The 20,415-nt window shown below is 63.0% G+C and carries 22 protein-coding genes; 9 read left to right on the top strand and 13 right to left on the bottom strand.

Going from position 1 to position 20,415, the window contains the following annotated elements:
• Positions 1–6: 6 nt before the first annotated feature.
• The 3 genes from GRI89_RS10955 to GRI89_RS10945 all read right to left on the bottom strand — a co-directional run bounded on the left by GRI89_RS10955 (position 7) and on the right by GRI89_RS10945 (position 2,204).
• On the bottom strand, positions 7–279 hold the full coding sequence (locus GRI89_RS10955) for a hypothetical protein (protein WP_159795205.1): 273 nt from the start codon (positions 277–279) through the stop codon (positions 7–9).
• A 135-nt stretch (positions 280–414) separates the two neighbouring features.
• Positions 415–675, bottom strand: coding sequence for a hypothetical protein (locus tag GRI89_RS10950; protein ID WP_159795202.1), 261 nt, complete (start codon positions 673–675; stop codon positions 415–417).
• Positions 672–2,204, bottom strand: a complete 1,533-nt coding sequence (locus GRI89_RS10945) for an acyl-CoA carboxylase subunit beta (RefSeq protein ID WP_159795199.1) — start codon at positions 2,202–2,204, stop codon at positions 672–674. Before GRI89_RS10945 ends, GRI89_RS10950 begins: the two co-directional genes overlap by 4 nt.
• Positions 2,205–2,336: 132 nt before the next feature.
• Here GRI89_RS10945 and GRI89_RS10940 point away from each other — a divergent pair, with 132 nt between their 5' ends.
• Positions 2,337–2,993: a hypothetical protein gene (locus GRI89_RS10940; protein ID WP_159795196.1), complete on the top strand. Its 657-nt coding sequence runs from the start codon at positions 2,337–2,339 to the stop codon at positions 2,991–2,993.
• On the opposite strand, the gene GRI89_RS18025 is transcribed toward GRI89_RS10940, so the two are convergent.
• The 6 genes from GRI89_RS18025 to GRI89_RS10915 all read right to left on the bottom strand — a co-directional run bounded on the left by GRI89_RS18025 (position 2,990) and on the right by GRI89_RS10915 (position 8,702).
• A complete protein-coding gene (locus GRI89_RS18025; protein WP_235913250.1) occupies positions 2,990–3,244 on the bottom strand; it encodes a hypothetical protein in 255 nt (84 codons plus the stop codon). The two genes, GRI89_RS10940 and GRI89_RS18025, sit on opposite strands and share 4 nt — an antisense overlap.
• A complete protein-coding gene (locus tag GRI89_RS10935) occupies positions 3,238–4,047 on the bottom strand; it encodes a cytochrome c oxidase assembly protein (RefSeq protein ID WP_235913248.1) in 810 nt (269 codons plus the stop codon). Before GRI89_RS10935 ends, GRI89_RS18025 begins: the two co-directional genes overlap by 7 nt.
• A gap of 41 nt (positions 4,048–4,088) precedes the next feature.
• The gene (locus GRI89_RS10930; RefSeq protein WP_159795193.1) at positions 4,089–5,108 is read right to left on the bottom strand and encodes an NAD-dependent epimerase/dehydratase family protein; all 1,020 of its coding nucleotides are present in this window, start codon (positions 5,106–5,108) and stop codon (positions 4,089–4,091) included.
• 16 nt (positions 5,109–5,124) lie between these two features.
• The gene (gene gorA / locus GRI89_RS10925) at positions 5,125–6,471 is read right to left on the bottom strand and encodes a glutathione-disulfide reductase (protein ID WP_159795190.1); all 1,347 of its coding nucleotides are present in this window, start codon (positions 6,469–6,471) and stop codon (positions 5,125–5,127) included.
• A gap of 78 nt (positions 6,472–6,549) precedes the next feature.
• Complete coding sequence (locus GRI89_RS10920; RefSeq protein WP_159795187.1) at positions 6,550–7,239, bottom strand: CDP-alcohol phosphatidyltransferase family protein; 690 nt, start codon at positions 7,237–7,239, stop codon at positions 6,550–6,552.
• A gap of 71 nt (positions 7,240–7,310) precedes the next feature.
• On the bottom strand, positions 7,311–8,702 hold the full coding sequence (locus GRI89_RS10915) for a DEAD/DEAH box helicase (protein ID WP_159795184.1): 1,392 nt from the start codon (positions 8,700–8,702) through the stop codon (positions 7,311–7,313).
• A 252-nt stretch (positions 8,703–8,954) separates the two neighbouring features.
• On the opposite strand from GRI89_RS10915, the gene GRI89_RS10910 reads away from it, so the two are divergent.
• Both GRI89_RS10910 and GRI89_RS10905 read left to right on the top strand, forming a co-directional pair.
• Complete coding sequence (locus GRI89_RS10910) at positions 8,955–9,521, top strand: methyltransferase family protein (RefSeq protein ID WP_159795181.1); 567 nt, start codon at positions 8,955–8,957, stop codon at positions 9,519–9,521.
• Positions 9,518–10,738, top strand: a complete 1,221-nt coding sequence (locus GRI89_RS10905; RefSeq protein WP_159795178.1) for an MFS transporter — start codon at positions 9,518–9,520, stop codon at positions 10,736–10,738. Before GRI89_RS10910 ends, GRI89_RS10905 begins: the two co-directional genes overlap by 4 nt.
• A gap of 4 nt (positions 10,739–10,742) precedes the next feature.
• Here GRI89_RS10905 and GRI89_RS10900 read toward each other — a convergent pair whose 3' ends face one another.
• Positions 10,743–11,426, bottom strand: a complete 684-nt coding sequence (locus GRI89_RS10900; protein WP_159795175.1) for a hypothetical protein — start codon at positions 11,424–11,426, stop codon at positions 10,743–10,745.
• A gap of 118 nt (positions 11,427–11,544) precedes the next feature.
• Here GRI89_RS10900 and GRI89_RS10895 point away from each other — a divergent pair, with 118 nt between their 5' ends.
• The 6 genes from GRI89_RS10895 (at position 11,545) to GRI89_RS10870 (ending at position 17,720) form a co-directional block, all read left to right on the top strand.
• Positions 11,545–12,795 (top strand): NRAMP family divalent metal transporter, encoded by a 1,251-nt coding sequence (locus tag GRI89_RS10895; protein WP_159795172.1) that lies wholly within the window; start codon positions 11,545–11,547, stop codon positions 12,793–12,795.
• 218 nt (positions 12,796–13,013) lie between these two features.
• Positions 13,014–14,756, top strand: a complete 1,743-nt coding sequence (locus GRI89_RS10890; protein ID WP_159795169.1) for an amidohydrolase — start codon at positions 13,014–13,016, stop codon at positions 14,754–14,756.
• Positions 14,757–15,249: 493 nt separating this feature from the next.
• Entirely contained in the window at positions 15,250–16,173 is a 924-nt protein-coding gene (locus GRI89_RS10885) for an OmpA family protein (protein WP_159795166.1), read from the top strand.
• A gap of 178 nt (positions 16,174–16,351) precedes the next feature.
• Positions 16,352–17,065 (top strand): cytochrome b/b6 domain-containing protein, encoded by a 714-nt coding sequence (locus GRI89_RS10880; RefSeq protein ID WP_159795163.1) that lies wholly within the window; start codon positions 16,352–16,354, stop codon positions 17,063–17,065.
• A 4-nt stretch (positions 17,066–17,069) separates the two neighbouring features.
• On the top strand, positions 17,070–17,270 hold the full coding sequence (locus GRI89_RS10875) for a hypothetical protein (RefSeq protein WP_159795160.1): 201 nt from the start codon (positions 17,070–17,072) through the stop codon (positions 17,268–17,270).
• A gap of 12 nt (positions 17,271–17,282) precedes the next feature.
• Positions 17,283–17,720 carry a molybdopterin-dependent oxidoreductase gene (locus GRI89_RS10870; protein WP_159795158.1) on the top strand — a complete coding sequence of 146 codons (438 nt, stop codon included), beginning with the start codon at positions 17,283–17,285 and terminating at the stop codon, positions 17,718–17,720.
• A 302-nt stretch (positions 17,721–18,022) separates the two neighbouring features.
• Here GRI89_RS10870 and GRI89_RS10865 read toward each other — a convergent pair whose 3' ends face one another.
• The 3 genes from GRI89_RS10865 to GRI89_RS10855 all read right to left on the bottom strand — a co-directional run.
• Positions 18,023–18,901 carry a metallophosphoesterase family protein gene (locus GRI89_RS10865; protein ID WP_159795155.1) on the bottom strand — a complete coding sequence of 293 codons (879 nt, stop codon included), beginning with the start codon at positions 18,899–18,901 and terminating at the stop codon, positions 18,023–18,025.
• 515 nt (positions 18,902–19,416) lie between these two features.
• Positions 19,417–19,710 carry a VanZ family protein gene (locus GRI89_RS10860; RefSeq protein WP_159795152.1) on the bottom strand — a complete coding sequence of 98 codons (294 nt, stop codon included), beginning with the start codon at positions 19,708–19,710 and terminating at the stop codon, positions 19,417–19,419.
• Between the two features lie 219 nt (positions 19,711–19,929).
• A partial coding sequence (locus GRI89_RS10855) for an FxDxF family PEP-CTERM protein (protein ID WP_159795149.1) occupies positions 19,930–20,415 on the bottom strand: 486 nt, incomplete at its 5' end.

Here is a 20,415-nt window from a genome sequence, read left to right as displayed (position 1 = left end):
GGTTCTCTAGGCCATAGTCCCGCCCGTGGCGCGTTTCTTCAGCAACTGTGCGTGTTCGAGGAAGACCGCATGGCGGCGATCCTTGGGCAGGCCCTTCAGGGCATTGGCAAGCCGCACCATGTCTTCCTTGGGCACTCCGTCGTAGACCTCGAGGTAGCGGAACGGCGGGATCTTTCGCCCGAGCACGTCTTCCGCACCGAGATAGTCCCTCGGATCGCGGGGCAGGACGAAATTGTCCCACTCACCGTTCAGTCGCTGGATTCCGACCAGGAAGGCCATGTCTTACCTTTCAATCGTCATGCTGAACTCGTTTCAGCATCCATTTCGCCCAACCGACCAGCCCGCGCGGGTGGCGAGATGGACCCTGGAAGCGAAGCTGTGCAAAGCACAAACAAGTTCAGGGTGACGATGGGGCTAGAGAATTAGACCGACAAGGAGAATGACAAAGCTGGTTGCAACGGCTGCAATCCACGGAACAACCCGAAGCCAGCGAAGCCCGTCGTCAAAAAGTTCCGGCTCGGCAGATCGCGTGATTGGCTTGTAGAAAGGCGGCCATCGTCCCCAACGCGGCAGAACACCGGATTTCTCGGCCTTGGCAACCTCAAGTCGGACGAAGGCAATCAGTAGTCCAAATGAAGTGATCAATAGAATTACGATGAGAGCCAATGACGTCACAGCGGCAAATTATCGTGCTTCTTCCACGGGTTCTCAAGCTGCTTGTTCCGCAGCTTCCGCAGCCCCAGCGCGATCCGACGCCGGGTCGAGTGCGGGTAGATCACCTCGTCGATGAATCCTTTTGAGGCTGCGACAAACGGGTTCGCAAACCGGTCCTCGTATTCCTTAGTCCGCGCGGCAATCTTGTCGGGGTCGTCCTTTTCGGAGCGGAAGATGATCTCGACCGCACCCTTGGCGCCCATCACGGCGATCTCGGCGGTTGGCCAGGCGTAGTTGAGGTCGCCGCGCAGATGGCTCGAAGCCATGACGCAGTAGGCACCACCGTAGGCCTTGCGGGTGATCACGGTGATTTTCGGCACGGTCGCCTCGGCATAGGCGAACAGCAGCTTGGCGCCGTGCTTGATGATGCCGCCATGTTCCTGGGCCGTGCCGGGGAGGAAGCCCGGAACGTCAACGAAGGTCACGATCGGAATTTCGAACGCGTCGCAGAAGCGCACGAAGCGCGCGGCCTTGCGACTGGCATTGATATCGAGCACCCCGGCGAGAACCATCGGCTGGTTGGCGACCACGCCCACAGTGCGCCCCTCGACCCGGCCGAAACCGCAGATGATGTTCGCCGCGTGGTTCGGCGCAATCTCGAAGAATTCGCCCTCGTCCAGCACCTTCCGCACCAGTTCGTGCATGTCGTATGGCTGGTTGGCGCTCGCGGGCACCAAAGTATCGAGGCTGTCCTCGAGCCGGTCCCACGGGTCCTCGGTTGGCAGTTCAGGGACGCCGGAGCGATTGTCGCTCGGCAGCAGGGAGATGAAGTCGCGCGCGGCAAGGAGCGCCTCGATGTCGTTCTCGAACGCGCAGTCGGCGACCGAAGTCTTGGTGGTGTGGACTACCGCGCCGCCCAGTTCCTCCTGCGTCACTTCCTCGTTGGTGACGGTCTTCACTACCTCGGGGCCGGTGACGAACATGTAGGAACTGTCCTTCACCATGAAGATGAAGTCGGTCATTGCCGGGGAATATACCGCCCCGCCCGCGCACGGGCCCATGATCAGCGAAAGCTGCGGCACTACGCCCGAGGCGAGAACGTTGCGCTGGAACACCTCGGTGTACCCGGCGAGGCTGGCAACGCCCTCCTGGATGCGCGCGCCGCCACTGTCGTTGATGCCGATGATCGGCACGCCGGCCTTCATCGCCCGGTCCATGATCTTGCAGATCTTCTGTGCGTGCCGCTCGGACAGCGAGCCGCCGAACACGGTGAAGTCCTGCGAATAGACGTAGACCAACCGCCCGTTGATCGTGCCCGAACCGGTGACGACGCCATCGCCCGGCACGGTCTGCCCGGCCATGCCGAAATCGACTGCGTTGTGCTCGACGTACATGTCGAGCTCCTCAAAACTGCCCTCGTCGAGCAGGACATCGAGCCGCTCGCGCGCGGTGAGCTTTCCCTTGGCGTGCTGCGCGGCGATGCGCTGCTCGCCCCCGCCCATGTGGGCGGCGGCGCGGCGGCGTTCGAGTTCTGCGATGTTGGCGGACAAGGCGATCCCCTTGATATGTCGCTTTGGTTGCGGCGGTAACCTTGTGCGGGGGGCGGAGCAAGGGCTTCGGATGAGTCAGCCCACGGCAAGGCACACTGGCCTATGCACCGTCTGCAGGATAGGGAGCCCCGCATGATCTTGCCGTTTCTTTCGATAATCGCCGTCGCGCAGGCTGCCGCCGCGTCTGCGCCGCCGCCCCCGCCCGAACCGGTGCGCTTCACGCAGCGTACCTTCATTTCACCCGCCGGCGAGCCGTTTCGGGACTACGACCGCGAGGTCAATCCGATCGTCACGTGGTTCACCGCCGCCGACATCAACAGCGACGGAAAGCTCGACCTCGGCGAGTTCACTGCGGACTTCATGCGCTATTTCAAGGTCCTCGACCGCAACCGCGATGGTGCAATCGACGGGATCGAGCGGACCTACTACGAGGAGAACATCGCTCCCGAGGTCGCCAGCTTCGGCTGGGCAGGAGGCGGCACCTTGACTGTCGACGACCAGTCCGACGCTGCCCTGCCCAATGCCGACGGATCGTACGGGACCGGACTGAGGCGCTCGAAAGACTACGACGATGAACCGCCGCAGGGTGCAGCCCAGTTCGACCTCTTGGGATTGCCCGAACCCGTCGCGGCGATGGACGTCGAAATTCGCGGCCGGGTGACGCGGAGCACCGCGCAATACGTCGCCGGGCTGCGCTTCCAGCAGCTCGACAAGGACAGCAGGGGCTACCTGACGCTCGAGGGTCTGCCGCGAACCTACGCCGAACAGCGCACCGGCATGCGGCGCTAGCCGGGTAGCTTGTCGGTTTCGCCGAAGGCGCGCCCGCCTGAAGGCGGGTGATCGACCAGGCCGACGACCGAAACAGCCACCACGAGAACCAGCAGAACTGCCGTGACAACTCCGAGCGCAAGTGCTGCATGGCTCAGAGGCCTCGTGGCGGCAGGCGCACGCCCGGAGCGGGCCCGGTGTGCGGTGTAGCGGGTTTCGTCGTTAGCCCAGTTGCGGGCCACCCAGATCGCCGAGAGCGCGAATGTTAACATGCCGGGATCCACATGATCAGGCCGCCGGTCAGCTCGTCGGTGAGCGGCGAAACGTGCCACTGGCGACCAATCTCGACGTACGCTGAGTAGATCGCCACATCTTTCGTCGTGAGCAGGGCGCCGAGAACGATATTCCCGAGCGCGGCGGCGGCGAACATTGTCAACCGTTTGCCTAGCCCAGGACCCAAAGGCACCGGACGGCGATCGAAGATGACCGAGAAGAAGATCAGCCCGGTGAGCAGCAACGAGAGGTGCCACAAGTAGTGGATCGACTCGTTCAGGATCGCCAGGTTGTGATACTTCGGCAGCATCCAGAAATAGCTCGCGGCGACGAACAGCAGCGTAGCGACCGGCGGCCAGCGCATCGCTCCGATCAGCCTGCACAGCCAGCCCGAGCGTGCAAAAAAGCCGGTCAACCAGTTTGGACTGCCGCGTATCAGGGCACCTTGCGGGGCGGACAGGAACAAGAGCATCGGCGTAACCGTGCGTAGCAGCATATGTTCGACCTGGTGGACCGCGAAGACGTGGTCGGCCAGCTCTCCGACCGGCGAAACGAGGGCGATGAACAGCGCGCCGAGCCCGGCAAAGAACACCCGCGCGCGCCAGCGCCCGCGGACCAGTCCGTGCCCGCTGCCGCGCCAGTATATCAGCGCTACGATGATGAGGCTGACGACGATCTCTGGAGAGAAATCCCACAGCGACCAGACGCTCTGGTTTTCATGCACCGGATCTACATGAGCGAACGCAGGGCTCGCAGTCACGAGCGCGACCGGCACCGCAGAGCAAATCGCTAGCGACCTCATTATGTGGAGTGCCTCGCGCATCGCATTCACGAGGTCAAGCGTCAGGCCCGGACTATGCCCTTCGCTGCAAGGCTGCGCGCTGTGTCCTCCAGCGTCTGCCCGGGATCGATGAAGGTGAAGCCGAGCACTTCCTCGGTGTGCCGTCCCGATACTTCGCGTAAGTTGCGCAGTTCACCGCGCACCTGTCTCATGGCCGGGACGACCAGCGAGAGGAGCTTCACCACCCAGTCGGGCATGCGCCGCGTCGGCACCTTGCGCGCCAGTTCGGGTGTGCGGGCACGAAGGATCGCGGCGAAGTCGGACAACCACAGGAAACGGGTCGCGGTGGGGAAGCGCTCGCCGCGCACGGTCTCGGTAGGGGCTTCGATCGCCAGCACATGCGCCCTTGCGACGTCGCGAACGTCGCTGACCGACATGCCCATGTCGGGAAGCGCCGGGAAGCGCCCTTCGAGCATCTTCTTCACCACCTGCACCGAGGTCGAGAGGTCGGCGTCGTGGACCGGGCCGAACACCGCGACGGGGTTTATCGAGCAGTACACCATGTCGTGGGCGTGGACCGCGACCCAGTCGCGCGCGGCGCGTTCGGCGACGGTCTTGGACTCGATGTAAGGCGGCACACCGGCGGTGAGGTTGGTCCAGTCGGTGTAGTCGAAGTAGTCTTTCTCCGGCTGGCCATAGGCGATCGCGGCTGCGGAACTGGTGTGAATGAAGCGCTTGATACCCGCCTGATTAGCATGTTCCAGCGCCCGAAGCGTGCCTTCGCGCGCTGGAACGACAAGGTCGTCCTTGTCTTTCGGCACGCCCATCGGGAACGGCGAGGCGACATGCGCCACCGCGTCGCATCCGGCGTTGGCTTCGGCCCAGCCGGCATCGGCTAGCAGGTCGGCCTCGAACACCTGCAGCCGATCGCCCGCCTCGGGCCAGCGGGCGCGAAGGCGCGGTTCGCTCCTGGCCTTGCTGCGGACGGTGGTGTTGACCGCGAAGCCCCTGGCCAGCAGCTGGTCGATGAGCTCGCCGGCGATGTATCCGGTGCCGCCGGTTACCAGCACGCGCTTCGTCATCTGCGACCCTCCCCGGTTACTTCAGAAGCACCAGTTCCTCGGCCATCGAGGGGTGGATCGCCACTGTATCGTCGAAGGCCTGCTTGGTCAGCCCGGCCTTCACCGCCACTGCGGCGGCCTGCAGGATCTCGGCCGATTCCGGCCCGACCATGTGGATGCCGAGGATCTTCTCGGAGGTGTCGTCGACGATCATCTTGTAGAGCCCGCGCTCCGGGTGCGAGCTGAAGATGTTCTTCATCGGCCGGAAATCGGACGAATAGACCTTGATGTTGCCGTATGTCGAACGAGCCTCGCCTTCGGTCATGCCGACCCCTGCAAGCGGCGGCTGGCTGAACACCGCGCTGGGGATGGCGCGATAGTCGACGGTGCGCGGCTTGCCGCCGAACACGGTGTCGGCGAAGGCATGGCCCTCGCGGATCGCCACCGGGGTAAGCTGGACGCGGTCGGTCACGTCTCCGACGGCGTAGATGCTGTCGCAACTCGTCTTGTTGTACTCGTCGACCTTGATCTCGCCGTGCTTGCCGAGGTCGACCCCGGCGCTCTCCAGCCCGAGACCTTCCGTGTTGGGCGCGCGGCCGACGGCGATCAGCACCTGGTCGACCTTGACCGGGTTGGTCTCGCCGAAATCGACCACGAGGCAGCCGTCCTCGTCCTTGTCGATGCGCTGGATCAGGCTGTGCATGCGGAAGTTGATGCCGCGGCCCGAGGCGATGTGCAGCATGCGCTCGACGATCTGCTCGTCATAGCCGCGCAGGATGCGGTCGGTGCGGTTGACCACGGTGACCTCGCTACCGAGCGCCTGGAAGATGCCGGCGAATTCCATCGCGATGTAGCCGCCGCCGACAACCATCAGGCAGTTCGGCTGCTCTTCGAGATGGAACATCTCGTTCGAGGTGATGCAGTGCTCGACGCCGGGAAAGTCTGGCATCGCCGGACGCGCGCCGGTGGCGACGAGGATGACCTTCGCGGTAACCTCGCGCCCGTTCGCCAGCTTTACCGAGTGCGGACCGGTGATCGTCGCCCGCTCGCGAAACACCTCGACCTCGTGGCCTTCCAGCGTCTTTCCGTAGAGCCCTTCGAGCCGGTCGACGTCGTTGTTCACGAAGTCGCGCAGCGACGGCCAGTCGAAGCTCTTGCCCTCGATGGTCCAGCCGTAAGAGGATGCGTGCTCCAGCTCCTCGGCGAACATCGAGCCATAGACGAGCATCTTCTTCGGCACGCAGCCGCGGATTACGCAGGTCCCGCCGACGCGGTACTCTTCGGCCACGGCGACCCTGGCGCCGTGCGAAGCGGCGATCCGGCTGGCACGCACGCCGCCGGACCCGGCGCCGATGGTGAAGAGGTCGTAGTCGTAGTCGGCCATTCGGGCGCTCCAGTTACATGAGCGCGCGATATGGCGAGTGATGGCGGTCTTGCCAACCGCGCGCCGCGCCTCGTGTCCTCAATTACGAGGCGGTTCCTCGATCGCGAGACGCTTGGCGATCCTGGCGGTCTGCAGCACGAACAGGGCCAGCAGCACGACACCCACGCCGCCCACGAAGAGGTCGAATGGGTTAAGGTAGAATACGACCGCTGCTTCGCGACCGGCGAAATACATCGCCAGCGTCAGCGCGATGAGGACCAGCCGCAGCTCGGTCGGCCCGGCGTTGAGGTAGGACAGGCGCAGTTCACCGAGCACACGGACCGAGAGGAAAGCGTGGATCGACATGAGCAGGTATCCGGCGAGTGCGACCAGCGCGACTTCGAGCTGTACAAAGGGAGTCAGCCCGATGCCGACAACCAGGAGGGTGGTGGCAAAGCCATCGCAGCTATGGTCGAGGAAATATCCATAGCGCGGCCGTTCGATCTTGCGGAACCGGGCCAGGCTGCCGTCGAGCGAATCCCCGAACCAGTGGACGCAGTATCCGATCACCGACAGCCACAACCAGTCGCGGTCGTAATTGCTGCCGATGCTGCCCGCGAACACCATCAGCGCCCCGACCATTCCGAAGGCCGTCAGCATGTCCGGCGTCACAGGACGCGGCATCTGCAGGCACAGGAAGTTGAGCGCCCGTCGTTCCGCGCGGGCAACGAGGTTTTCCTGGATCCGGTCGATCGCGGTGATCTTTGGCTTGAAGGCTGGTTCCACCATGTTCTTTCAGCAGGACTGCATGCCCGGTACGTAAATCACGCACCGGGCAAAAAGGTCCGATGGCCGCCCGCTCAGCCTGAGTGCTGCACGGAAGAGCGGCGACGGCGATTGCCGGCACCACTGCGCTTGCCGCGTGGTGCGCCCTGCACGCCGCCCTGCCCGCCTTCACGGCGCGGCTGGCCGGCGCGGTTCGAGTGCTTCTTCTTCGGCTTGGTACGGCGCGCTTCGGCGCCTTCGCCGCCGCGCGGGGTGACCTTGGGACGGGCAAGGCGTGGCGCCTGCTCGCGTTTGGTCGGTCCGACGCCTTCGACGACGGCGCGGAACCGCTCCGGCAGCGGCAGGCGCTCGAACGTCGCGTCGGTCGTTTTCTGGATATCCTTGAGGTAGGCGCGCTCGTCCTCGGCGCAGAAGGCGATGGCCACACCGTCGTTACCGGCGCGCGCTGTGCGGCCAATACGGTGAACGTACTGCTCGGGCACGTTGGGCAGCTCGTAGTTGATCACGTGGCTCACGCCCGGGATGTCGATGCCGCGCGCGGCGACGTCGGTGGCGATGAGGATCGGGGTCTTGGCGCTGCGGAATTCGCCGAGCGCACGCTCGCGCTGCGGCTGGCTCTTGTTGCCGTGGATGGCGTTGGCAGGGATGCCGCGCTGGGCGAGCTTCTTCACCACGCGGTCTGCGCCGTGCTTGGTGCGGGTGAAGATCAGCACGCGTTCGAACTTGCCGGGCACCGGGTGGCGCTCGGACAGGATCAGTTCGAGCAGCGACTGCTTCTCGTCCTGCTGGACCATGAACAGGTACTGGTCGATGCGCTCCGCCGTGGTCGCCGCCGGGGTGACCGAAACGTGGACCGGGTTCTTGCAGTACTGGCCCGAGAGGTCCTTGATCGACTTCGGCATGGTGGCGCTGAAGAACAGCGTCTGCCGCTCGGCCGGAACCAGCTGGCTGATGCGCTTGAGCGCGTGGATGAAGCCGAGGTCGAGCATCTGGTCGGCCTCGTCGAGGACAAGGATCTCGACGCCGTCGAGCTTGAACGCCTTCTGGTCGATGAGGTCGAGCAGGCGGCCCGGCGTGGCGACGAGGATGTCGGTGCCGTGGTGCAGCTTGTTGCGGTCCTTGCCGACCGAGGTGCCGCCGACGATCGACTGCACCTTGAGCCCGGCCATGGCGCCGTAGTCCTTGGCCGACTGGGCGATTTGCCCGGCCAGCTCGCGGGTCGGCGCCAGCACCAGCATCCGGCACGACTTGAACGGCGTGCGGTTTTCCGCCTCGCGCAGCCGGTCGATGCTCGGCAGCATGAACGCTGCGGTCTTGCCGGTGCCGGTCTGGGCGATGCCCATCAGGTCACGCCCTTCGAGCACGGCTGGAATGGACTGCGCCTGGATCGGCGTCGGCGTGTCGTAGCCCTTCATGTCGAGGGCCTGGAGAACGGGCTGCGAAAGCCCGAGTTCTTCGAATTTCATGTCTGTATAACTCGCAAAATATGCGACGCGCAGCCGGAATGGGCGCGCGGCGCGGGGGTCAAAACCGCCCGCGTGAAAAGGGAAGCTTCTTGAAGAATATCAACCGGGACGCGGCCGGGGCGGATATGTCTCTACCGCCGCTTCACGCTGGCACGCGCGTTCCGATGGCGGCCATGTGGTGGCAAATGTAACAAAAGTCAATCGAAACCCATGTCTTGCACGTGGCGCAACACGTGGCACAAGCGCGCGCAGATGGCTCGCACTTACATCATCGTCGTCGCCGTGATGTGGATCGGCTGGCTGCTGAGCTGGCAGGTTGCGGCGTTCTGGCGCAGCAGGCCGACGGTGCAGGCGCCGCGCCGCGACTATCGCTGGATGATGGGCCTGATCGCGCTCGGCCTGTTGCTCGATTACGGCATCTACCCCAAGAACCAGCCGCAGCTCTGGCCGGTCGGGCCGGTGCTCGGCTGGGCGATGGTCGGCCTGACCGCCGCAGGCATTGCCTTTGCCTGGTGGGCGCGCATCGCGCTCGGCAAGCTGTGGTCGGGTGGGGTCGAGCGCAAGGCCGAGCACCGCGTGGTCGAGACCGGACCTTACGCCTACGTCCGCCACCCGATCTACACCGGGATGATTGCCGGGGCGACCGCCCTCGCCGCCTTGCAGGCCAAGCCCTTCGCGGTGCTCGGCGCGGCGCTGTTCGCGCTCGGCTTCATGTTCAAGGCGCGGCTGGAGGAGCGCTTCCTCGAGACCGAGCTTGGCGGCTACGAGGACTATCGCCGCCGTGTGCCCATGCTCATTCCCTTCGCGCGCTTCAAATGAGCCGGTCGACCACGTTCGCGCCGCTGGCGCACCGCATGTTCGCGCTGCTCATGGCCGGCGTTCTGCTGACCAACCTGGGCAACTCGGTACAGGCGGTGGGCGCTTCGTGGCAGCTGACAGCGATGGGCGAGCCTGCCGACGTCGTCGCGCTGGTGCAGACCGCGCTCAACCTGCCGATCCTGCTCCTCGCCCTCCCCGCCGGGGCATGGGCCGACATGCACGACCGGCGGCGCATCGTGATGGCGACGCAGATCTTCATGCTCGCGCTAACGCTCTTGCTCGCAGCGCTGACGCTGGGCGGTACGCCACCGGCCTGGGCGGTGATCGCGCTGACCGCGCTACTCGCCTGCGGCATCGCCAGCTTCAGCCCGGCGATGGGCGCTAGCATTCGCGGCACCGTGCCCGCGGCCGAGCTTGCGGCGGCGGTGGCGCTCAATATCCTCATCTTCAACACCGCACGCGCCGCCGGTCCGGCCATCGGCGGGGCGATTGTCGCCGTCGGCGGCGCGGGAACGGCCTTCGTAGTCAACGCAGCGTGTTACGCGGCGGCGATCGTCCTCTACCAGCGCTGGAGGCCCGAACCGCAGCCGTCGCGCGAACCGCGCCCGCTTGGGGCGATGGTCGCCGAGGGGCTGCGCCACGCCTTTGCCAGCAGGGAAATCCGCGCGATCTTCCTGCGCGCCCTCACCTTCACCGCCGCCGGAGCGGCAGCGTGGGCGCTGATGCCGCTCGTTTCCGCGCGGCTGCTCGACGCCGGGCCTTCCACATACGGCCTGCTGCTTGGGGCGCTCGGGCTCGGCGCGGTGATCGGCGCGGCGAGCGCAACCTGGTTCCGCCAGCGCTACAGCGCCGAGGCGATCACCCGCACGGCGGGCGTGATCTACGGTCTTGCCATTGTCGCCGTCTCGCTGCGCCCCGGCCTCTTGCCGACACTGGCGCTGCTGGTGGTCGGCGGGGCTGGCTGGGTGCAGGCGCTGTCGGGGTTTTCGGTCTCAGCGCAATTGTGGGCCCCGCAAGCCGCGGTCGGTCGGGTGGTGGCGCTGGCCAGCGCGGTCACCTTCGGAGGGCTGGCAGCGGGGTCATGGTTGTGGGGCCACTATGCCGAGAGCTTCGGCGTCGCAGGGGCCCTGCTCGCTTCGGGCGCGGCGATGGTCGTGCTACCGCTGCTCGGCCTGCTGGTGCCGATGCCGGCGCACGCGGCGCCGCAGGGCGCCTAGCGGCCTACTTGCACTTGGGGTGCGTCTGGATGTCGCGGATGTCGACGATCACGGAGTCCGCCGATGTCGTCTGCACACAGAGCCGGGTCGGGCGGTAGTAGTAGATTCCGTAGAGCGTATCGCCCGAGGAGAGCGAATCCACGTTTTCGAACCCGCGCTCGCGCAGGACATCGATTGCGTCGATGGCGTTCATCCCCTGGATTCCGGCGATGCTGCCCATCGCGCTGCCGCCCGAATGGCCGATGCTGGCGTGATCGGACGCACCGCTCGAAGGCCGCCCGGTGACCGAGATCGCCAACCGGTAGTTCCCGCTCTCGCCGCGCCGCGCGGTCGCGCGCATCTGGTAGACACGGATCGTCCAGTTGCCCGACTTGCTCAACGTGCCGGAATAATTGTCGCCGCTGGTCGAGCCGACGAAGTCCGCCTCGCCGGTGCTGCCCGGGGGCATGACGTTGAAGTAGATGATCGCGTCGCCGCTCTTGTTGACGGTCATGGCCTGCCCGGCCTGCGCGTTCACCATGTAGTCGACGATCTGTTCGCCCTTGAGCGTGCCGCCGACCGTGGTGCCCGTGGAACCGCTCGGGAACGAGACGGTCTGGGAACTCATTTGCGCAGTCGCGGGCGACATCAGCGGATAGGCGGCGGCGAGCGCCGCGCCGAGAACAAAGGCCTTGCCGGAAATTCGCATGGCAGTCCCTCCGATTGGCAGTCGGGCGGCTGAAAATGTTGCCGCAAGCTGGGCACTTGCCAATTTTTCGCCTGCGTGGTCCACCTGTCCTAAAGGGCAGTGGGGGAGTGATAGACCGATGGCACAAGGCTTGTTGCGGCGGCTCGCCGGGCCGGGGCTGATCTTCACCGGGGCGGCCATCGGCACCTCGCATCTCGTGCAGTCGACGCGAGCCGGCGCGCTCTACGGCCTCGCGCTGCTGTTCGTGATCGTGCTGGCCAACGCGCTCAAGTACCCGGCCTACCGCTTCGGGATCGACTTCGCCCACGGCCGCGGCCGCTCGCTGCTGACCGGATACCGCGAGCTCGGCAATTGGGCGCTGATCCTGTTCCTCGTCGCCGTGGCCCCACTGGTGCCTATCATCTGGGCGGCGCTGGGCGCCGCGACAGCGGGCATCGTCTCGGTGGTGATCGGGCCGGTGCTACCAGTCCCCGTGCTTGCCGCGCTTATCCTCGCCGCCGCCACGGTGCTGCTGCTGGTCGGGGGGTACCGGCTGCTCGACAGGGTCAACGCGGTGCTGCTGGCGTTCCTCGTTATCTCGACGGTCCTGACCACGATCATGGTCCTGCCGCGCGTCGAGTGGGGCACCGTGGCAGACTTCGGCTGGGCCGCCGACACCAGGGCGCTACTGTTCATCGTCGCGCTCGCCGGATTCATGCCCAACCCGATGGACGTTTCCGTCCCGCTCTCGCTGTGGAAGGTCGAGGCCGACCGCACCCTGCCGCCCGGCACTCGCGCTTCGCTCGCCGAAACGCGCAAGGCGTTCTTCTGGCCCTATGTCCTGACCGGCCTCATGGCCGTCTGCTTCTGCCTGATGGGCGCCGGGGTCATGCACCCCGACCATATCGCCCCGCTTGCCGATGCGCCGGGTTTCGCCGGACAGGTCGTCGACCTTTATCGCGCCGCGCTGGGCCCGATTGCCGCGTATCTCGCAGCAATCGCCGCGCTCTCGGTCATGCTGACGACGGTCATCGCGGCAATCGATTCCTATGCCCGCACTTTCGCCGCGTCGCTCGAGATCTTCGCCGGGCGCGAAGACGTATCCTACGGCCAGCGCGAGTACATGCTGTTCGCCCTGGTCTTCGTCGGCATTGCGGTTGTCGCGCTTTTCACGATGATGCAGGACCTGACGAGCTTCCTCGACTTCGTCACCTCGGCCAGCTTCGTGATCGCCCCGCTGGTGGCGCTGCTCAACCACCTCGTCGTGACGCGCTGCGAGATGCCCGAGGCCGACCGCCCCTCAGCCGCGGTTCGCGGGGTCAACGTGGTGGCGATCGTAGTGATGACCGCGCTCGCGGCGATGTATTTCCGGCTGACGCTGGGAGGTTAATCCGAACTGCTGCAAGCTGGGCAAAGTCCGGTTTGGCAGCGAAGCCCAACAGGTTCGAAAGTTGGACTTCGCTGCCGCGGCATAATTCAGAGCCTTTGCATTCGATCCCTAGTCACCACCTCGGAGGACAAGAATGCACAAGAGCTTCTTTAGGTCTGTCCGCACTCGCCCTGATACTGGCAGCTTTTTCGACCGCCGATAGCGACGCCGCCGCCGACATGATAATCAGCGGCGGCCCCATTGTGACGATGGCGGGCGACGAACCGCAATATGTCGAAGCGGTGGCCGTCGATGACGGAAAGATCGTCTATGCCGGTGACCTGGCCGGCGTGGAGCCGTTCCGCGGTGGAGACACGGTCGAGAAGGACCTTGGCGGCAAGACGCTGCTGCCCGGCTTCGTCGATGCCCACGGCCACATGGTGATGGGCGGGCTGCCGGCCCTGTCCGCCAACATGCTCGCCCCGCCCGACGGCGAGATCACCGACATCCCCGATATGGTGGCCACGCTCAAAAAGTGGGCGGCGGACAATGCCGATGCCGTGAAGAAGGCAAACGTCATCATCGGTTTCGGCTACGACAACGCCCAGCTCAAGGAACTGCGCCACCCAACCAAGGAGGAGCTCGACGAGGTCTCGAATGACGTCCCGGTCATTATCGTTCATCAATCGGGACACCTCGCCAGCGTCAATACGGCCGCGTTCGCGCTGGTTGGCTACGACGCATCAACCGAGGACCCCGAAGGCGGCGTGATCCAGCGAAAGCCGTGTACTCAAGAACTGAATGGCACGCTGGAAGAGACTGCGTTCTTCCCGGTCATCGGCAAGGCTCTTGAAGGTGTTGGAGCGATCGGAATCGAAACGTTCGCCAGGGAAGGGGCAAGAGCCTGGACAAAGTACGGCTACACGACGGCCCAGGAAGCCCGCTCTGTTCCGCCGATTGTCGAGGTTTTAAAGAAGCTGGCGGGTGAGAACCAGTTCAATATCGACGTCATCACCTTCCCCGACGTGCTGGTTGACCGCGACTATATCCTCGCCAACTACAGCCCGACCTATACCAATCACTTCCGGGTTGGCGGAGCTAAGCTGACCATCGACGGTAGCCCGCAGGGCTTCACCGCCTGGTGCGACCAGCCATATTACGATCCGGTCGGCAACTACCCCGCAGGCTACAAGGGTTATGCCGCTGCGCCCGAAAAGGATGTGATGGACCCAATCGAGTGGGCCTTCGACAACGACGTCCAGATCATCACCCATGCCAATGGCGAGGCCGCATCGGACCTGCTGATCAAGGCAGTCGACGCGGCGGAGAAGCATCACACCTACGTCGACCAGCGCCCGGTCCTGATCCACGGCGAGTTCCTGCGCGAAGACCAGGTCGATTCCTTCCAGCGGCTCCACATCATCCCGTCGCTGTTCCCGATGCACACGTTCTACTGGGGCGACTGGCACTGCGAGCACACTGTCGGGCCGAAGCTGTGCCCGAACATATCGCCGACCGGCTGGGTGCGTGCGCGCGGCATGATCTTTACCACCCACCACGACGCGCCGGTGGCCCTGCCGGATTCGATCCGCGTGCTCAGCGCCACGGTCAATCGCACCAGCCGGACGGGAAAGCCGATCGGGCCGGACCAACGGGTCGATGCCTACACCGCGCTGCGGGCGATGACGATCTGGTCGGCATTCCAGATCAACGAGGAGAAGACCAAGAGCTCGATCGAAACCGGCAATCTGGCCGACTTCATCGTGCTCTCGGACGATCCGCTGAAGGTCGCCCGGAGACGCTCGACAAGCTCAAGGTGCTCGAAACGATCAAGGAAGGCCAGACCGTCTACGACGCCAGCAAGGACAGCAGCTCATAGGTCCCGGCACCCGCACCCGGCCCGATTGACCGGTTCGGGCCGTCTGCGCGCGGAATTCCGGATAGGAACGCGGCCAAGGAGCAAGAAAGATGAGCGCTTTTAGACTAACAGCTGGACCACTATAGTTAGCAATAAGTTTACAAAACACTGATAATTTAAGTTTCCTTCTCCCAGTCCATTTGGATGGGGATCGAATTTAGTAACGAAACACCAATATTTCTGGATCAAAACGATCAAAATCTTGTCGCGGAACACACTTGCTTACTTCCCAGCTTGTGCATTTCGCCAATCGCAAACGCACTTCCGACGGTCCCAATGAGAGGTCTTCAAAAGTCTCGCTATACACTTCGATGCATTGAAGACGCTAATCCTAAGAATTGACAGCTCCCCCTACGTTGTGAAAGCGGTTGCCTCGAGGACAAGCTAAAATCCATGTGCGCGCCAGTTAGGCACGCACAACGTTGACCACACTCCACTCACCGCACAAATCGCTCAAATCGCCCATGCTAGCCTTTCACCTCCATCAATGTTAATTTGCTAGCAAGGTTTGGAAGGACACGCGGGCGCCCACAGTCTTGTATGAAAGGGTTAGCGTAATGAATATCAACTCCAAGAAGCCGGGCGTGGTCTCGCTTATCGCGATGCTCGCCGTGGCGGCGCCAGGGAGCCTTTACGCACAGGAACTGGAGGCCGTTAAGGGCGACACCGGGCAAGGCGAAGTCCTCACCACCGTCGTGGGCTCGGTTCCCGCGGACATTGCCGGGATGCCGGAAGGCCCCGAAATCGAAGGGATCATTTCCGCAAGGAACGGCACCGCACTGCAGGTGACCAGCAAGGATGGCACCAGCACGCGGATCAACATCAGCGCGTCGACCGAAATCAGGGCCAAGAAAGGCCTTTTCGGTCTCGGCAGCGACAAGCTCGCGCAGGATGCGCTGCTCAACGGCCTGCCGGTCAACGTGAAGACGGTGCAATGGGGCAACGGCCTCGTGGCGAGCCGCATCAAGTTCTCGGGCGACGATCTCGAGACTGCGGCGATGATCCGCAACGGGACGGCGCAGCGTTTCGGCGAGCACGACGTTGCGATCCAGCAGAACGCCGCGGCGACCGAGGCGTTGCGCGGCCGTATCGGCGACATCGACCAGTACAACGTCAAGGGCGTGACCAACGTCTACTTCGACACCGGCAAGGCGGTGCTTTCGCCCAAGGCGAAGGCCGACCTCTGCGCCACGGCGGCAGATGCCGACGCAATGCAGAACGCGCTGATGCTGGTGGTCGGCTACACGGACTCGGTGGGTAGCCAGGAATACAACCAGACGCTCAGCGAAAAGCGCGCCGGCGGCGTGGTCAACTACCTGCAGCAGGCCTGCGGCTGGAAGCCGTACCGCATGCTGACCCCGACCGGCATGGCCGAGGCGGATCCGCTGGCCGACAATTCGACCCCCGAAGGCAAGGCGCAGAACCGCCGCGTCTCGGTCAACATCCTCGTCAGCAAGAGCGTCGACGGACTGGGCGGATAACACGCACGGGCGGGTTGGCCGCGGTTGCGCCAATCCGCCCTGCTTCCCTGTAGCGCAGGGACCTGCGGAGGGCTGAAGCTTCTCCGCAAGGCCAATTGGTGATAGCCCCCCTGAGGGGGCTTGCGATGGGCCAGTCAAGCGAAGCCGAAGCGGATACCGGGGTGCGCGAGCACCGCCTGTGGGTCCCCGCCTGACGCACTGGCTGATCGCGCTCGCGGTGATGGTGCTGATCTATTCGGGCGTCATCATTCTGATGGCGCATCCCAGGCACTACTGGGGCACCGCCGGCAACGACCTGATCGAGCCGCTTTTCGAAGTCCCGCTGGGTCCCAACTACCACGCCATCGGCTGGACGCGGGGCACGCCGTTCTTCGACTGCACTGGCGGGCCGGAAACCGCCAATCGGCTGGTCGAGCCGTGGAACAAGAACGGATGGGCGCGCAGCCTCCACTTCCTCGCCGCGTGGTTTTTCCTGGCCGGCCTAATCGTCTACCTCGCAATCGGCCTGTTCACCGGCCATGCCCGCAAGTACCTGCTGCCGCAGCGTAGCGAGCTCGGGTGCAAGAACCCGTGGCATGACGTCAGGGCGCACCTGCACCTGCCGATGCCTTCGGCCGATCCCGGCCCACCCTACTCGATCCTGCAAAAGCTAGCCTATGCGCTGGTGGTGTTCGTCGCGCTGCCGCTGACGTTCCTCACCGGCATCACCATGTCGCCCGCGATCAGCGCCAGCTACCCGATTCTGCTGGACGTGTTCGGCGGCACGCAGTCGGCGCGCACCATCCACTTCTTCACCTTCGCCTTCCTCGCAGTGTTCGTACTGGTCCGCCTCGCCATGATCCTGTTGACGGGCCCTGCACGGCAATTGCGCGGGATGATCCTGGGGAGATGACGACATGAGCGGCAAACCACTCCAGCTATCGCGCCGTGCCCTCATCGGCGGCCTCGCGTCGAGCGAAGGGCTGCTGCTTTCCGGATGTGCCGACCAACAGCCGCCGACCTACGGCAACCTCCTGCGGATGGGCGATAACCTGACATACGGTGCCCAGCGCGCGCTGTTCTCGCCCACCGCGCTGGCGCGCGAATACGACCGCTAGGAAATCACCTCGATGCCGGCGATCGGCACCTTCGACCCGGCCCGCCCGGACGTGGGCTGGCCCGAACCGCAGTGGGGCAAGGAATACGCGATCCTGCGAAACGGGGACTTTGCCGACTTTCGCCTGCAGGTCGAAGGCATGGTCGACCGGCCCGGCAGCTTCTCGCTCGCCGAACTCCAGCGGATGAAGCGGCGGACCCAGGTCACCAGGCACATGTGCGAGGAAGGCTGGACCGCGATCGCCGAATGGACCGGCGTGCCCCTGCGCACGGTGCTCGAGGCCGCCGGGATCCGGAAATCGGCGCGCCACATCGAATTCCACTGCTTCGACCAGTTTGCCGACAGCATAGACATGGTCGATGCGCTGCATCCGCAGACGATCCTCGCCTATGACATGAACGGGCGCGAGCTGCCGATCGGCCATGGCGCTCCCCTGCGCCTGCGGGTCTAGCGCCAGATCGGCTACAAGAGCCTGAAGTACCTGCGCCCGATCGTGGTCACCGATACCTACAACGAACTCGGGGTCATCGAGCGCGGATGGGCCAGGTGCAACGGTATCTGAGCAACAGTTCCATTGACCGGATGAACGACCGCTTTTTGGATCATCAGCCGACAGTGCGCATTTCTTGTTCCACTTTGCGGCACCGAGTGTCCGATAATGGGGCCTTGTCAGATGGCCCCAAGACATACCTTCTTGGACAAATACCTGTTCGAAGTTGAAGCTATGTCAAGTTACGCTGGTCATGTTAGGAATCAACTTTGTATTCTTGAAGCGTCCAGAGCAGACTGAAACACGTACTTTCGCGCCGTAGAAACGAACCACCTGTAGGGTCCTTGCATTCCCAGGGCCGTCAGCTCATTCGAGCTGTAGGCCCGAGTATCGATATTAATGCGGTTCACCATAATTTCTGGCTCAGACGTTTCGCTGTGACCGTGCACAATCATCGCACCATGAAAGTTGGTGTTCTGCAGAAATTCCTGCCTAATCCATAAGAGATCCTCCCTTCGCTGTTTGCACAATGACACACCAGGCCGCACTCCAGCGTGGCAATAGAAATAATCACCATTCCGATAGGACAGTGGCAGTCTCTTCAACCAATCAAGCGTGTCTATGCCCACTACATTCTTTAGCGCGTCGCCTCGCTCTTTGGGCGAGAGTTGCACGAATTGAGATATGTCCAATCCATAACTCGCGAGCGTTGCATCTCCTCCGTTAGCGAGCCAAATTTGTTGCGCATCAGCGTTGCCATTTGCACTCGCCAGCAGGAGGTCTTCATGATTTCCGCATAGAACCACGAGGCGTCCGCGGTTTTGCAATTCCATTCTTTTCGCAAGCTCAAGCATTTCTCGCGACTGCGGCCCCCGGTCGACTAGGTCGCCTAGCAAAATTATGCGAATAGTCCCCTTCTTTCTTGATTGGGAGTCTTCCTCGAGCTGCGCGAGAAGTTTCCTAAACAAGTCCAAACGGCCGTGAATATCTCCAACCGCATAAACTCTCTCACCAACGCATGTTGAGGGCAATCGCTTACTACGGACGGTCGCCGCCAAGTTTGACAACGTCCAAAGCGCCTCTTTGAATCGCACTGTATTCAACCATATCGCGGAGCGTTTGCAAGATTCGCCGTATTCCATGACGCTGCCGACCTAGCCACAAATGCTTGAGTATTTCTTTCATTTCTCGACTCACAGATTAAACATAGCCCGACTAGTTTCTTCAGATGGAGCAATTTGGTTCACTCAAATCGCAAGTCTTCGATCTTGGCAAAGTCTGCTTCTGAACTCACGTGACGCGATGCAACTACACAGACAGATTGACCCAGTTTCGATCCGGGTATGTCCCGAGACGTTCGCGCTCAATTCGCAAATTTTTTGTTGTGCCCAGGTGATGCAATCGAAGGGACCCGAATTGGTAAAGTCGAGACCGCTGCCCAGCGGGCTGAATGTTTTCCGCCTATAAAGGACTGGTCGACGAAAATGCATCCTTCTTTCAATTCAATCGAAATCCGACTTTGCAATGCAATAGGTCAATTTCGGTTTCCCACCCAGTTCGTGACAATATCGCCGTGTGCGCCGGGTGCTAAGAGCGGACCGGCTGGCAACGCCCCAGTCAGGAAAGTTCACATTGCCACTTGCTAAGGAAGTGCCGCCTAATCGATCTCTGAGGCGCTCTTTCTGTTCGTATTCATCAATTTCACCGCGGCCAATCCAAAACAGATTGCAACCACGTCAGCTAAGAAGTCCACCCAATCAGCGTCGCGCCCGAATCCCATTGCCCATTGTATGACTTCGATCAGCCCGCCGTAGAGCGCGAGCAAGCCGAAAATGGTTAGGAGTTTCTTACGTGGCCAAAGGCTCTTGGCGAATGAAGCGAGCACGAAGAACGCTAGCATGTGATTAAGTTTGTCAGAGGCAAATACACTCGGGGCCATCTTACTAGGCATCAGAGCAGCCACAAAAATGGCACTAAGCAATAGCAAAAAGATAAGCCGAAGGACCTTGGAAATTCGCATCACTCGGCAATGCATAATATGCATTGCTGGCATGTGAATTTCAATGACCGCTTCCCACCCAGTTGGCGACCGCATAGGCGAGCGAGGGGGTCGCCAACTGGGTGGAATAGCTGCTAGCGACCCTGGTCACGCGTTCAGCGGGCAGCGAGCTTAGGTATATGAAAGCCGGATACGTCTGCCAGCTTTCGCGTCCTTGCGACGCCGCATGGCGAAACCAAGGACCGCGAAACCCACGATCATCATTGTCCATGTGGCTGGCTCGGGGACTGGCAACTCAGGTTCGCGAACAACCTTCCCGAACGACAAAGTGCCCGCAAAACTCCCGCGTCCGCCCGTATAGCCGGCAACATTCAGGATATTAATCGCCTGCATCATCACGGGTGGAATGGTGCCGAATTCGGAAATGCCACCATCAGGACTGAAAAAGGCAAATGGAATTCCATTCAAGGTTGCTGAAGTAAAATTGATGTTGTTTGAAGCCGCCGTCGCGGGGCCAGTGGTAAGGGCTGCACCAACGAGTTGCCATCCGGGATTGGCCGCGAACGTGCCGCTAGCCGTAAAAATGCCAGCGCATCCTGTGGGGCCCAAATCACAGCTAACCTGATTCAAAGGGCCGATGCCCGACTGGAAAGTGCC

The sequence above is a fragment of the Croceibacterium salegens genome (assembly GCF_009827435.1).
GTDB classification, from domain to species: domain Bacteria; phylum Pseudomonadota; class Alphaproteobacteria; order Sphingomonadales; family Sphingomonadaceae; genus Croceibacterium_B; species Croceibacterium_B salegens.
The sequence above is the reverse complement of the archived record's forward strand: the minus strand, read 5'-3'. Positions and strand labels throughout refer to the sequence as shown.